A 13,487-nucleotide genomic window follows, 5' to 3' on the forward strand; every position below is an offset into this window, starting at 1 on the left:
TTAATTATATAAATAAGTTATATCTATATTAATATTTAAAATTACAAGGGGTGTTAATATGAAAATATGTGTAATTGGTCAAGGATATATCGGACTTCCAACAGCTGCTCTATTTGCAAGAAATCATTGTGAAGTTGTTGGAGTAGATGTTAATGAAAAAATGATAGAAAACTTAAATAACGGAATCATTCATATCGAAGAACCTGGAATATCCGACATCATAAAACAAGCTTTAAAAAATAAAGTTTACAAAGCCTCTTTAAAGCCTGAAAAAGCAGATGCATTTATAATAACAGTACCCACCCCTTATATCGTTGAAAATTACAGCTGTGACTTAAGTTATGTTATCAATGCATGTGAATCAATAATTCCATGTTTGGAAAAAGGTAACGTGGTTATTGTTGAGTCAACAATTGCTCCAATGTCAACTGATGAAATAATAAAGCCAATTTTTGAAAAAGCGGGTTTTACTATTGGTAAAGATTTATATCTTGCACATTGCCCTGAAAGGGTTTTACCTGGAAAAATCATTGAAGAGTTAATTCACAATGATCGTATTATTGGAGGTATTACTCCAAAATGTAGTAAAAAAGCAAGTGAAGTATATGGCCAATTTGTAGAAGGTGAATTAATGTTAACTGAAGCAAAAACCGCAGAGTTATCAAAATGTATGGAAAATACTTTTAGAGACGTTAACATAGCACTGGCTAATGAACTTGCAAAAATCTGTTCTGAAATAGGTGTAAATGCACTTGATGTAATTAAAATGGCAAATAAACATCCAAGAGTTAACTTACATTCTCCCGGACCTGGTGTCGGTGGCCATTGCCTAGCAATCGATCCTTACTTTATTTATGCAAAGGCACCGGAAACTGCAAAAATTATTAAACTTGCAAGAGACACAAACAATTCAATGCCAGAATTTGTATGCGACAATGTAAGGAAAATAATCAAAAATGGTAAAATAGCAGTTTTAGGAGTTTCTTACAAAGGAAATACTGGAGACGACAGAGAAAGTCCTGCTTATGAAATCATTGCTAACTTAGAAAAAGACTACGAAATAGCTATTCATGATCCGCATATAGATAATCCAAACTTTGTTTCTTTTAAAGATGCCGTAATCGATGCTGATTTAATTTTAATATTATGTGATCATAATGAGTTTAAAAATCTAGATTACACAATAATTCACGAAAATACAATAATATTTGATACAAAAAATATAATCTATAAAGTTCCAGATGAAATTAAATTATACAATTATGGAAACCTATATGAACTCAATCTTTAATATACATATTTGAATCTATGTCTTTTCCGCTCCAAGCCTTAAGTGAAGTCCATTCAGCACTTGGAGCTGACCAAAACCTATCATTTTCTGGTAAACCTAATGGTAAAAAGCCTGTAGTGCATAAATACATACTACCAGTATTACTATAATTTTCAGCTACTTTTGGTTGATTACCATTAAATCCAAAACGTAGCCATCCATTCTCATCAAAATTGTCATTACTAGAAAATTGATTATTTATTACAGCAGTTAGTGCACTTCTGACCTGTTCAGGTTTTACATCTTCATTATATAAACCAAATAAACATGCTTGGCCTAAAGCTTGAAAGACAGCAGTTCTATATAACATTGACCGTCCAATTACCGGATATGTTCCTTCTGGAGATATTAATCTTTCTAAATGTCCAGCATAATGTCTTAATCTATGTAGATGAGCATCTAAAAAAGTATATTCTCCAATATCATGTTTTCGTAAAATTGTTAGAATATCTGTAAGCATTGGATGAATGACATAGCTATTATAATAATCAAAATGAAAATTTGGACCATCCCCATAATATGAATCTCCACAATACCATTCATTCATATATACATTAACACCATGCATTAATCTAAATTCATCATATTCACCAGTAGTTTCAAGTAAAAAAGCTTCAATCATTGACGGAAATAAAATCCAGTTATTATTCCAAGGTTGAATTGAACGAGTCTCTTTTAAGGCCTCAATGATTAATTCTTGACCATTAGATTCTATATTATCCCAAAGTTGAGTTTTTCCTCTAATCAATCCCTCAGTTAAATGAGCACAATCAACTAAAGGTTGGTGTGGTTGGTCAAAAATTAAATAATCAGGCGATTCAGGGTTACAAATATTTACTAATCCTTTAATTGTTAAATCAATGTATTTTTTTCTTAACTTTCCTTCTTGAGTATTATCGGGACCTAGTTCCAACCAGGGGGCAATACCACAAATAGTACGGCCCACAGCTTCCAAATGCGCAAATTTTGCCCTTTCATCTTTTACGAATTCAACCGGCATATTTTTTTTAAGACTTTCATTTGCAATATTGGATAAAACTGGTTCAATAATTATAGATAATGTATTAACCCAAATTTCCCTATCACTATTAGAACTTGAATTTTTAGAAAAAAAAGATTTAAAATTCATAAAAATCATATTAAAAGTTAATAGACTGGTCTTTTTGAGTTGGATGACCACTCCATGCTTTAACAGATGTCCATTCAGCAGGTTCATCATTCCAAAATGGATCATTTGGATCTAGTCCTAATGCTAAAAATACTGCACAGCAAATATACAGACTTCCAGTATTAATATCATTTTCAGCAAGCCCTGCCTGATGACCATTTAAACCTAATATCAACCAATTTTCTTTTGATAAGTTTTGATTTCCATCAAACAGCTTCCTTAACACTTTAGTCAAAGCTGACCTGACTTGAGCGGGTTCTATATTTTTAGGCAATATTTTAAGTAAAGAAACTTGAGATAAAGTATGGAAAATACCACATCGATAAACAATTGATTTTCCAATAATCGGATAAGTACCCTCAGGGGAAATTATCCTTTCTAATTGTGAAGCAATTCTTGAAGATCTCATTAACTGAACATCCAAAAATTCGCCTTCAGGTAATCCATATTTTCGCATTACCATTAAAATATCATTAAGCAACGGATGAATGAAAACACTGTTAAAATAATTTGAAACATACTCCGGGCCATCACGGTAAATTGAATCACCAATATACCATTCATCTATGAATTTATTAATAGCATAAACTAAACGCTCTTTATCACATTCTCCGGTGAATTCTAAAAGAGTAGCTTCTATTATTGAGGTATATAAAAGCCAATGATTTTCATATGGGGCAATAGCCCTTGAATTTTTAAATTCCTCCATAATTTTTGCTTGGACATCTATTGGTAAATTAAGCCAAATTTGATTTTTTGAACGAAGTAAACCCTGAGCAAATAACGCCATATTTGCTAAAGATTGTTTAGGTTCGGAATGAAACATATAATCATTTTTCTTTGGATTTACAGCAACTGAAATAGCATCTATAGTCAAATCAATATACTTTCCACGAAGCATACCTTCTTCAGAGTCATCAGCCCCAAGTTCAAGCCAAGGTGCTATACCATTGAATACACGTGAAAAAGCTTCAAGATAAGCAAATTTTTTACTTTCACCATTAAGAGGCTCCAAAAGCATATTTTTCTTTAAAGAATCTTTTTTAACATTCATTAATACAGGTAAAGCTATTTTTTGTAAAGTTTCAACCCAAAAAATCCTATCTTCCCAAATGGGAACTTCTTCCTCAACAACGGGAATTTCCTCTTCTTTTCTAAATCTACCAAAGAACTTACTCATGGAAAGTATTTTGTTTAACATATTATATAAACTTATGATTAAACATTATCTTAAGAAAAATATTTGTAATGAAATTAAAATTAAATTAAAAATAAAATTCAAAATGAAAATTTAGTTTTTTTCAAAAGTTAAATAGAATGTTAAACAATATATTAATTATTTACTGTGAGGTTATACTAATATGTCAAGTACAATGTCTGAAAAAATATTAGCTAGGGCATCTGGAAAAAATAAAGTTGAAGCTGGTGACATTATCATTGCAAATATCGATATTGCAATGACCCATGATTTAACTGGACCTCTTGCAGTCGAATCATTTGAAAAAATTGGTGTAAAAAAAGTATGGGATTCATCTAAAATAGTAATTCCGTTTGACCACCAAATACCGGCTGACTCTATTGACTCTGCTAATAATCATATAATTATGAGAAATTTTGTAAAAGAGCAAAACATAGAATATTTTTACGATGTTAACGCAGGCGTTTGCCATCAAATTTTACCTGAACTAGGGCATGTCGTGCCTGGTGAAGTTATTGTTGGCGCCGATTCACATACATGTACACATGGTGCATTAGGCGCTTTTTCAACAGGTATCGGATCAACCGATATGGCAATGGTTTTTGCAGAAGGAAATTTATGGTTTAAAGTTCCCGAAACAAATCGTTTTGAAATAACAGGAGATTTAAAAGATAATGTGTATGCTAAAGATGTTATCTTAAATATTATAGGCCAAGTAGGAGCTGACGGTTCAACTTATAAGGCCTGTGAGTTTGCAGGTCAAACCGTAGCGGAGATGACTGTTTCCGACAGAATGGTATTATGTAATATGGCAATAGAGATGGGTGGAAAAACCGGTTTAGTAGAAGCAGATAAAAAAACAATTGATTACATAGAAAAACGCTCAAATAAACCATATAAAATATTCAAAACAGATTTAGACGCTCCATCATTAAATATTATTGATGTAGATGTTACTGACTTAGAACCTCAAGTAGCCTGCCCAAATCATGTTGACAATGTAAAGCCAGTTAGTGAAGTTGATCAAGAAATCGACCAAGTATTTTTAGGTTCCTGTACTAATGGAAGAATTAGTGACTTAAGAGATGCTGCAAGAATTTTAAAAGGAAATCAAGTGGCTAAAGGTACAAGAATGTTAGTTATTCCAGCATCAAAAGAAGTTTATTCAAAAGCTTTGGATGAAGGATTAATCAGGATATTTATTGATGCGGGAGCTTTGGTTTCTGCACCATGTTGTGGCCCATGTCTTGGAGGACACACAGGAATTATCGGACCTGGAGAAGTTAGTTTATCAACTTCCAATAGGAATTTTAAAGGAAGACAAGGTTCACCTGAAGGAGAAGTTTATTTATCCTCTGCTGCAGTTGCTGCTGCTTCTGCAATTGAAGGAAGAATTGTTGTGCCGGAGTGATTTTATGAAAGGAACAGCATGGAAATTTGGAAATGATATTGATACAGACATTATTCTTCCTGGAAGATATTTAATTTATACTGATGAAGAAACACTATCAAAACACTGTATGGAAGGATTAGACGATAAATTTAGTGAAAAGTGTAAAAAAGGTGATTTTATTGTAGGGGGCACTAATTTCGGTTGTGGATCTTCCCGTGAGCATGCCCCTATTGCCATTAAAGGTGCGGGAATATCTGCCGTAATAGCAGAATCATTTGCAAGGATATTCTATAGAAATGCTACAAATGTTGGAGTTCCACTTCTTGAAGCTCCGGGAATTACTGACTTAATTGAAAATGAAGAAGAAATTGAAGTTGATATGGAAAAAGGAACTATTACTTCTTCAAGTGGAGAAGAAATTACATTTAAAAAATTACCTCCATTTATGTTAGAAATACTTGAAAAAGGCGGATTAATAGAATATCTTAAACAAAAATAAGGGATATTATGAAAGATTTTATTTTAAATATGAGTAATAGTTATAAATACTATAAAAATAGTTATAAACAACTAATAGAAGAAAATAATAGATTAAATCAAGAATTAGAAAAATATAAAAAAATATATCCTCCTAAAGAATGTCCTATTTGTGGTTATAAAGGGATTGAATTTAAACATTATGTTAACATTATTCATAGAGAAGTTGAATGTCCTCAATGTAAAAGTCATGAACGTCACAGGGCATTATGGTTATTTTTCCATGAAAGAACAGATTTACTAAAAAAAGGAAATACTTTTTTGCATTTTGCCCCCGAAATTCAATTTAATGAATTATTTAGAAATAGCGGAATGGAATATCATCCAGTAGATATCAGTATGCAAAATTCTCTAGTTGAAGAAAAAGTAGATATTCAAGACATACCCTATGAAGATAACTATTTTGATTTAATTTATTGCTCAAACATTTTAGAGCATGTTGAAGATGATAAAAAAGGAATGAATGAATTATATCGTGTACTTAAACCAGGAGGAACTGCTTTAATATTAGTTCCGATTAATGGAATTTCATATGAAATGCCCGTTGATAAAACTAAAACATTTGAAGATAAAAAATATAACACCCCAGAATTAAGAGAAAAATATTATGGCCAATTTGATCATTTAAGACTTTATGGAACAGATTTTAAAGATAAATTAATAGATGTAGGTTTTAAAGTAATTGCTGATGATTATATTAAAAATTTAGGTTATGAGAAAATAGATAAATATGCTTTAATAAAAGATGAAAATATCTTTGAATGCACAAAATAGGTGATAATATGACAAATAAATATAAAATTGCAATTATTCCTGGAGATGGAATTGGTAAAGAAGTAATTGATGCTGCTATTTCTATTTTAAATGAATTAAATATTGATTTTGATTATGAGTATGGTGAAGCGGGTGATGATTGTTTAGAAAAAACAGGGACCGCACTTCCTCAAGAAACAATTGATATAGTTAAAAATTGTGATGCATGTTTATTTGGTGCTGCTGGTGAAACTGCAGCAGATGTAATTGTCAAATTACGTCAAGAACTAAAAATGTTCGCTAACTTAAGACCAGTGAAGTCCTATCCTAACACCAATTCACTAACAGAAAACATTGATTTTATGATTGTTCGTGAAAATACCGAAGGGTTATATATTGCTAATCAAGAAGAAATTACATCAAATGGTGCTATAGCTAAACGTATAATTACTCGTGAAGCTGAAGAAAGAATTATTGATTATGCATTCAAATATGCAATAGAAAATAATAAATCAAAAGTCACTTGTGTTCACAAAGCTAATGTATTGAAAAAAAGTGATGGTTTATTCAAAGAAATTTTTTACGAAATAGGTGAAAAATATCCTGATATTGAAAAAGAAGATTTCTATGTCGATGCAACTGCAATGTACCTCATTACCCAACCTCAAAACTTTGAAATAATTGTTACAACAAACCTATTTGGTGATATTTTGTCAGATGAAGGTGCTGGCCTGGTTGGTGGACTTGGATTAATTCCATCTGCAAATATTGGTAAAGATGGAGCCTTATTTGAACCAGTCCATGGATCGGCTCCAGATATAGCTGGAAAAGGAATTGCTAATCCCATAGCCATGATATTATCTGCAGTAATGATGCTTAGATATTTAACTGAAAATGACTCAGCAGATAGAATAGAAAATGCTATTTTAAAATTATTAAATCAAGGCACAGTCCTGACTGAAGATTTAGGGGGAAAATCAACAACATTAGAAGTTACAAATGAAATAATTAATTTATTATAAGTGATGTTATGATTAAAGAATCTGAATTAAATGATGGTATTAGTGCAATTATTCCCACATATAAAGGAGAAAATTTCATATCAAGATTACTTGATTCATTAATTAACCAAACTATTGATTTTAATTTATTTGAAGCGATTTTTATTGTTAACGGAGAATTAGATTCAACAACGGAAATAATTAAAAAATATCAGAAAGATTTTCCCAATGCTAACATAATTCTAACAAGAAGTGAAAAAGGCGTATGTAATGCTCGTAATAAAGGTATTGAACTAGCCAGTAAAAAATACTGTATTTTTATTGATGATGATGATTATATTAGTTACAATTATTTTGAAGAGCTATATAAACATGTTAAACCTAATAGAATAGTTTTAGGAACATTCTATGATCTTGATGATAAAACGAAAGAAGTGAAAAACTCTTACATGACTCCACAACTTTTAGAAAATTCAGGAACTATTGAAAATCCATATAATACTATTAAAGAAGCAATTGTAATTACAACAAATAAAATAATTCCAACAATAAATGTAAAAAATTCTAAATTTAATTCAGAACTTACAAATGGTGTTGATATTGCATATTATGCAAATTTCTATCCCGAAAATGATTTCGAGTTTTATGTGGTTGATAAAAATATTAATGCCAAATATTTTAGATTATGGAGACATGGTTCAATATCAAGACAAGACTTATCATATAAATTTAATGTTGATGACCGATTGAAAGTTATTAATGAGATTAACAAAGGCCTTAATAAAGCAAGAACTCAAGAAATGAGAAGTTTTATTGAAAGTTTATCCGGCGGTCAAATAGTTTTGATAAATGAGTATCTTAAAAAACATCCTGAGGATTATTCGAAAGTTTTAGATGATATATTAGCTTATAATTTTGAATTTTTTCCTTATAAATACTTAAATGAAGATATAACAAAATTAAATAATGATAATCGAGAATTAATTATATCATATGCATTTTCACCAACTAACACTACAACCAGTAATGTTGTTGCTAAAAGAATATTATCTGAGAAGAAAAATGTTGATGTAATCTGTGGAAGTCTTGATAATATACAAAAAGATTTTACACTTGAAAAAGTTGTCTTAGAGTATATAGTTAATAAATTTACTGTTAAAACTAATTTTTCAACAGATTGGAATGAAATTAAAAACTTTACAAAAAAAGGATTAGAACTACTTGGAAATTATGAAAAAATATATAGTAGAGCTTTTTTTGCCCATTCACATTTTTTAGCATTAGAATATAAATTAAAACATCCAGAAACTTATTGGAGGGCTGAATTCTCAGATCCATTAGTTAAACCATTAGGAAGAAGAACAAGTAATGAAATAAATGATAAGGAATATGTTGAAAGAATTAATAGCCACCTAAAGAATAAAAATCTTGAATTAATAGATATTAATGATGATGTAAATTTAATTTGTGAATATTTAACCTTTATTTATGCTGATGAAATTATATTTACAAATGAAAATCAGAAAAAGGTTATGATTAATAGTTTAAAATTTGATATAAGCAATATAATTAATGAAAAAGCTGTATTATCACCACATCCAACATTAGATGAAAAATATTATAAAATTATTGAATCAAAATACAATATAGATGATGAATATCTTAATTTTGCTTATTTTGGAAATATATTTTCAAAAAGAAGTTTTGAAGACTTTATATCTGCATTTGAAAATATAAATAACAACATTAAATATAAAATCCATATTTTTTCAAAAAATAAGACATTATTTGAACAGATATTGCCTAAAAATATTTACAAAAACTGTATATTGAATTCAGAGGTTAATTTCCTTGAATTTTTAAATTTAACTAACAAATTTGATATATTACTTGTTGAAGATAGTTATACCTTGAACGACTGTAAAATTAATCCTTACTTGCCTTCAAAAATATCAGATTATATGGGATGTGAAACCGAAATATGGGCTGTTTGCGAAAAGAATAGTCCAATGGATAAGATTGATATTAAATATAAATCACAATGTGCTAATTATTCATCCAATATAAATACTATTAATCAAATAATTAAAGATAAACTAAATATTAATTCTGAAAATGAATTAATTAAAGAAAATATCTACCATAGGCAGAGAAATAATCATCTAACTCAAAAAATATCAGAGTTAATTGAAGTTTGTGAAACAGAATTTAAAAAAGATAAACATTATGAATCCCAAATTAACGAATTAACTCAAAAGATTCAAATTTTAGAAAAAGAAAATTCCGAAATCTTGAATTCAAATAGTTGGAAAATGACAAAAAATTTAAGAAAAATCGGAAAAAAATTTAAATAATTTAAAAATGTTATATTAATTATAATTTAAGGAGATATTACTATGAGAAAATTTACTAGAATGCAATTAGCTGCAATCTTTATTATACTTATTATGGTAGTAAGTGGGGTTGCTGGTTTCTTAATTCTTATATTTGCATGATAAAGTTTATAATGGAGGATTTAATATGGTAAAATACAAAATAGCTGCAGTAGTAGCAGAATTTAATTATGATATCACACAAATGATGTTAGAATTAGCTACAGCTGAAGCTAAAAATAGAGATTGTGAAATTACAAAAGTAGTTGCTGTTCCAGGCGTATTTGATATGCCTCTTGTTATCAAAAAATTATTACAAAAAGGAGAGTTCGACGCAATTATCACATTAGGTGCTGTAATTGAAGGTGCAACTGACCACGATCAAATCGTAGCACAACATGCATCACGTAAAATAGCTGATTTAGCACTAGAATATGATACTCCTGTCGCTTTAGGAATCACTGGTCCTGGTATGACTAGATTAGATGCGCACAGACGTGTTAAAAATGCAAAAAGTGCAGTTGAAGCAGCTATCAAAATGTGTGATAGATTAAAAGAAATCTAAGATGATTATATGGAAATTTTAAAACCTGAAGAACTAAAAGAAAAATTTTCAGATCCTTGGGTTGCACCATATGAAAAAGTGCTGACAATGGTTGATGGAGATAAAGTAGAACTTGTCGAATATCATCCATGTATTTCAGGCTCTCATTGGTTGTTACATCAATATAAAAACAATTCAGAGTTAATTGATGACGCTTATCGTGATGGTAACAAACATGTTTACTCCTGTCATGTGGGTTCCGCACCTCTCGATTTAAAAGCTAGTTTTAATGCAGCAGGAATCGATGAAATTCAAGTAGTTGATGACGAGGTCAAAGTTACTCATTCCGGTCTTGCTGGTGCGGGTGTTGGAGCTGGAATGTGTAGAGGAATGGGAAAAGGAGTCAAATATATTGAACTTATAAAATCTGGTGGTGGCTCAAAAGAAGGTAGGGCTACTGTAGTGACACCTAAACTTGAAAAGGTAGTTATTGGTGTTGACGATACAGATGTTAAAGATGCTGGTGCAACATGGACAATGGCTCATAACTTAGGTGTTGAACTTGCCAGCGAAGGTTATGAATATCTTGATCATATTATTGTTCAGTTATATCCACATAATCCACATAAAACTCAAAACTGTGTTTCTATTGCTTTAACTTTTGCTGTTGAAAATGATAAAAAAGAAGCTTTAATAAAAAGAACTATTGAAATTCTAAAAAGGGATACTTTATCTGATAAAACTGCAATAGCTATTCTTGAAGGTCTTGAAATACCTGAAAAATTAAGACAATACTCAATTGCGACCAAAACCGGTATGATGGATGTTGAAACCGCAGAAGCTACCGCTGAAGAATTAGGTATTGAATTAATTGCTGTTACTGGTGAACAAGGTAAAGTAGGTGCTTTAGCAGCATTAGGTCTTTATAATGATGTTGAAGAAGCAGTTAAAGCTTATGACAAAAAATAAGAGAATTAATCTCTTATTTATCTATTTTTATATGTTATTCTAAATTATCCAAACTAAAACTAATAAATTCACTATCGAATTTCTTTAACGTTGTTGTGTTTGTTTTATTAAAAATTATTTGGACATCGTGCCCCTGATGTGTAAAGTTTAAATTATGTATGGAAGATTCATTATAAAATGTGAACTGATCTGCATAAGAACCATCAAAAATTATTGAATAGGATTGATTTTCACTAAATGCACCAAATGACGTAGCTAGAGTTTGATTGTCTACAACTACCTTATATGTCCACTCGCTTTCTTGTCTAGATGATAAGACAAATTTTTCAATGAATGTAATATTATTACCGGCAAATGTATGGTGAACATGAGACTTAGCGAAGACATCGATTAAACGACTATTTTGAATTATATCTCCATCCTCAACATTAAGTGCATTTTTTGCATCAATTGGAAGTCTTAGTATATCCGGCTCAAACTCCCTAGTATTATTTATTAAATAGGGCTGATTATTTATAATTATCGTGTCATTTACTGCAAGATTCAGGGTCATCATAGCATCTGATGGCATCCGTATTACATTAGATTCATTTTCAATTGCTGTGTCAATGGTGTATGGTCCCCTGATAGAAATTGAATTATCATTAATATTACTTCTATCTGTGAATATAATTAAATTTCTTGAATTGGGCTCAATGGAAATAACACCATCCTGAAATGTAGTAGCGCCTAAAAATGTTGAAAGCATTAAAATTAAAAGTAGCATAGATAAAATTAAAGGAAAGTGAACTCTAATAAATGATTTAATTAAATTTCCTTTAGGAATCTTTTTAAAAATACTAATTGATTGGATTATAACTTTAACAATGAAATAAAGTGATAAAATAATTCCAACAACAGAAATTATGACACCAATAGATAAAGGAATAAATTTAACGAAAAATATTGTAAATAAACCTAAAATAACTAAAGATAATCCAACAATAGAAAAACGAATATAATATCCAATATCATCAATCATTGTTACTCTACCATACTTATTAGCACGGTTCATAATTGTTCTTACAACTTCGTTAGCCATCATGTTTAAATCAGCTAAAGGAGACATATCATGTTCAATTGCACCAATGTCGACTTCCATAATAGAAATACCTAATACATCAGCATCAATAACAATACCAACATCAACACCGTAATCCTTTTCAAACTTAATCTTTTTTAAAATTTCTTTACGGGCCGCAAATTGTCCACTTAATGGTTGTTCAAAAGAAATTTCCGGGAAAAAGAAGTTCAAAAGCGGTTTTGCGGTAAGTTCTGTTACGCGCCCACTTTCACGTGCAAATTTAGTCTTAGTAATATCTGTCTTTCCATCTAAAATAGGTTTTATCATAGAAGCAACTTTTTTAGAAGTTAAATTATGAATATCTGCATCAATAAAAGCAATGATATCACATTCAACATTTTTATAACCAGTATAAAGAGCTTCACCCTTACCTTTATTAACCTCATGAGAAATTACAATAGCACCAGCATCTTTAGCTTCCTGAGCCGTATTATCTGACGATCCATCATCAACGACAATGATTTCATCTACACATGAAACTTGTCTTATTACATCAACGACTCTGGCTACTGTATTTTCTTCATTAAAAGCTGGTATAATAACAGAAACCTTTTGATATTTTGTTTTTGAAGATTTTACACCAGCAAGCAAAAAGGCAAGAATAACAAATAACCAAGACAAAATTTCACCTAATTAATTTTAATACATTTATAAGTATATTTTTTTAATAGTATAAATGTTTGTTATTAATCAAATGTATTTATGAAATTTTTGTGCAGGAATTTTTCAGCGAATTTAAGTCAATGCTTCAAATATTATTAAAATATAATTCATTAGACTATTTATTCAGTAATTGTAATAGTATTAGACGTACTTAATCCATTAAACATTGAAGTTATTATATATCTTCCAGGCATTAAATTAATATTTAGATTTGCAAATCCTTCTGAATCCGTTATTCTAATGTAAAATACTCCATTGATATTAAATGTAACGCTTTGATTTGGATAAGGATTATCCTGACCATCAAGGATTAAAGCTTTAAATTTACTTCCGTCACGATATTTCATGACCATATCTTCAGCCTTAATTGTGCTCAATACTTTAATGGTATTAGAAACCATTGATGAATCGTATTCTGCTGTAATAGTGTATGTTC

11 protein-coding genes and 1 pseudogene are annotated in these 13,487 nt (G+C 30.0%); 8 read left to right on the forward strand and 4 right to left on the reverse strand.

The genetic code is table 11. The features are described 5' to 3' along the window. Positions 1–58: 58 nt before the first annotated feature. Positions 59–1,291, forward strand: a complete 1,233-nt coding sequence (locus ACKI3Q_RS06975; protein ID WP_407415611.1) for a nucleotide sugar dehydrogenase — start codon at positions 59–61, stop codon at positions 1,289–1,291. Here the strand turns inward: ACKI3Q_RS06975 and ACKI3Q_RS06980 are convergent. Next, positions 1,281–2,468, reverse strand: a complete 1,188-nt coding sequence (locus tag ACKI3Q_RS06980) for a DUF2264 domain-containing protein (RefSeq protein WP_407415613.1) — start codon at positions 2,466–2,468, stop codon at positions 1,281–1,283. The two genes, ACKI3Q_RS06975 and ACKI3Q_RS06980, sit on opposite strands and share 11 nt — an antisense overlap. Before the next feature lies 1 nt (position 2,469). After that, positions 2,470–3,699: a DUF2264 domain-containing protein gene (locus ACKI3Q_RS06985; RefSeq protein ID WP_407415615.1), complete on the reverse strand. Its 1,230-nt coding sequence runs from the start codon at positions 3,697–3,699 to the stop codon at positions 2,470–2,472. A 160-nt stretch (positions 3,700–3,859) separates the two neighbouring features. On the opposite strand from ACKI3Q_RS06985, the gene hacA reads away from it, so the two are divergent. From hacA to mmp11, 7 genes are all read left to right on the forward strand, one after another. Further along, entirely contained in the window at positions 3,860–5,107 is a 1,248-nt protein-coding gene (gene hacA / locus ACKI3Q_RS06990; protein WP_407415617.1) for a homoaconitase large subunit, read from the forward strand. A 4-nt stretch (positions 5,108–5,111) separates the two neighbouring features. After that, positions 5,112–5,588 carry a 3-isopropylmalate dehydratase small subunit gene (locus tag ACKI3Q_RS06995; RefSeq protein WP_407415619.1) on the forward strand — a complete coding sequence of 159 codons (477 nt, stop codon included), beginning with the start codon at positions 5,112–5,114 and terminating at the stop codon, positions 5,586–5,588. Positions 5,589–5,596: 8 nt separating this feature from the next. Beyond that, complete coding sequence (locus ACKI3Q_RS07000) at positions 5,597–6,400, forward strand: class I SAM-dependent methyltransferase (RefSeq protein WP_407415621.1); 804 nt, start codon at positions 5,597–5,599, stop codon at positions 6,398–6,400. 8 nt (positions 6,401–6,408) lie between these two features. After that, positions 6,409–7,401: an isocitrate/isopropylmalate family dehydrogenase gene (locus ACKI3Q_RS07005; protein WP_407415623.1), complete on the forward strand. Its 993-nt coding sequence runs from the start codon at positions 6,409–6,411 to the stop codon at positions 7,399–7,401. Between the two features lie 8 nt (positions 7,402–7,409). Then, on the forward strand, positions 7,410–9,734 hold the full coding sequence (locus ACKI3Q_RS07010; RefSeq protein ID WP_407415625.1) for a glycosyltransferase: 2,325 nt from the start codon (positions 7,410–7,412) through the stop codon (positions 9,732–9,734). 166 nt (positions 9,735–9,900) lie between these two features. Then, positions 9,901–10,317 (forward strand): 6,7-dimethyl-8-ribityllumazine synthase, encoded by a 417-nt coding sequence (gene ribH / locus ACKI3Q_RS07015; protein WP_407415627.1) that lies wholly within the window; start codon positions 9,901–9,903, stop codon positions 10,315–10,317. Between the two features lie 9 nt (positions 10,318–10,326). Continuing rightward, positions 10,327–11,265: a methanogenesis marker protein 11 gene (gene mmp11 / locus ACKI3Q_RS07020; protein WP_407415629.1), complete on the forward strand. Its 939-nt coding sequence runs from the start codon at positions 10,327–10,329 to the stop codon at positions 11,263–11,265. A 34-nt stretch (positions 11,266–11,299) separates the two neighbouring features. Here mmp11 and ACKI3Q_RS07025 read toward each other — a convergent pair whose 3' ends face one another. Beyond that, positions 11,300–13,009, reverse strand: coding sequence for a glycosyltransferase (locus ACKI3Q_RS07025; protein ID WP_407415631.1), 1,710 nt, complete (start codon positions 13,007–13,009; stop codon positions 11,300–11,302). 161 nt (positions 13,010–13,170) lie between these two features. Beyond that, positions 13,171–13,487 (reverse strand): annotated as a pseudogene (locus ACKI3Q_RS07030) (hypothetical protein); the annotation flags it as partial.

The organism is Methanobrevibacter sp. (assembly GCF_045636185.1).
GTDB lineage: Archaea > Methanobacteriota > Methanobacteria > Methanobacteriales > Methanobacteriaceae > Methanocatella.

Bases quoted from the DNA above. Each gene is read 5' to 3' on its own strand.
- hacA (WP_407415617.1), top strand. From the start codon at position 3,860: ATGTCAAGTACAATGTCTGAAAAAATATTAGCTAGGGCATCTGGAAAA.
- ribH (WP_407415627.1), top strand. From the start codon at position 9,901: ATGGTAAAATACAAAATAGCTGCAGTAGTAGCAGAATTTAATTATGAT.
- ACKI3Q_RS06980 (WP_407415613.1), bottom strand. From the start codon at position 2,468: ATGATTTTTATGAATTTTAAATCTTTTTTTTCTAAAAATTCAAGTTCT.
- ACKI3Q_RS06995 (WP_407415619.1), top strand. From the start codon at position 5,112: ATGAAAGGAACAGCATGGAAATTTGGAAATGATATTGATACAGACATT.
- ACKI3Q_RS06985 (WP_407415615.1), bottom strand. From the start codon at position 3,699: ATGTTAAACAAAATACTTTCCATGAGTAAGTTCTTTGGTAGATTTAGA.
- ACKI3Q_RS06975 (WP_407415611.1), top strand. From the start codon at position 59: ATGAAAATATGTGTAATTGGTCAAGGATATATCGGACTTCCAACAGCT.
- ACKI3Q_RS07005 (WP_407415623.1), top strand. From the start codon at position 6,409: ATGACAAATAAATATAAAATTGCAATTATTCCTGGAGATGGAATTGGT.
- ACKI3Q_RS07000 (WP_407415621.1), top strand. From the start codon at position 5,597: ATGAAAGATTTTATTTTAAATATGAGTAATAGTTATAAATACTATAAA.
- ACKI3Q_RS07010 (WP_407415625.1), top strand. From the start codon at position 7,410: ATGATTAAAGAATCTGAATTAAATGATGGTATTAGTGCAATTATTCCC.
- mmp11 (WP_407415629.1), top strand. From the start codon at position 10,327: ATGGAAATTTTAAAACCTGAAGAACTAAAAGAAAAATTTTCAGATCCT.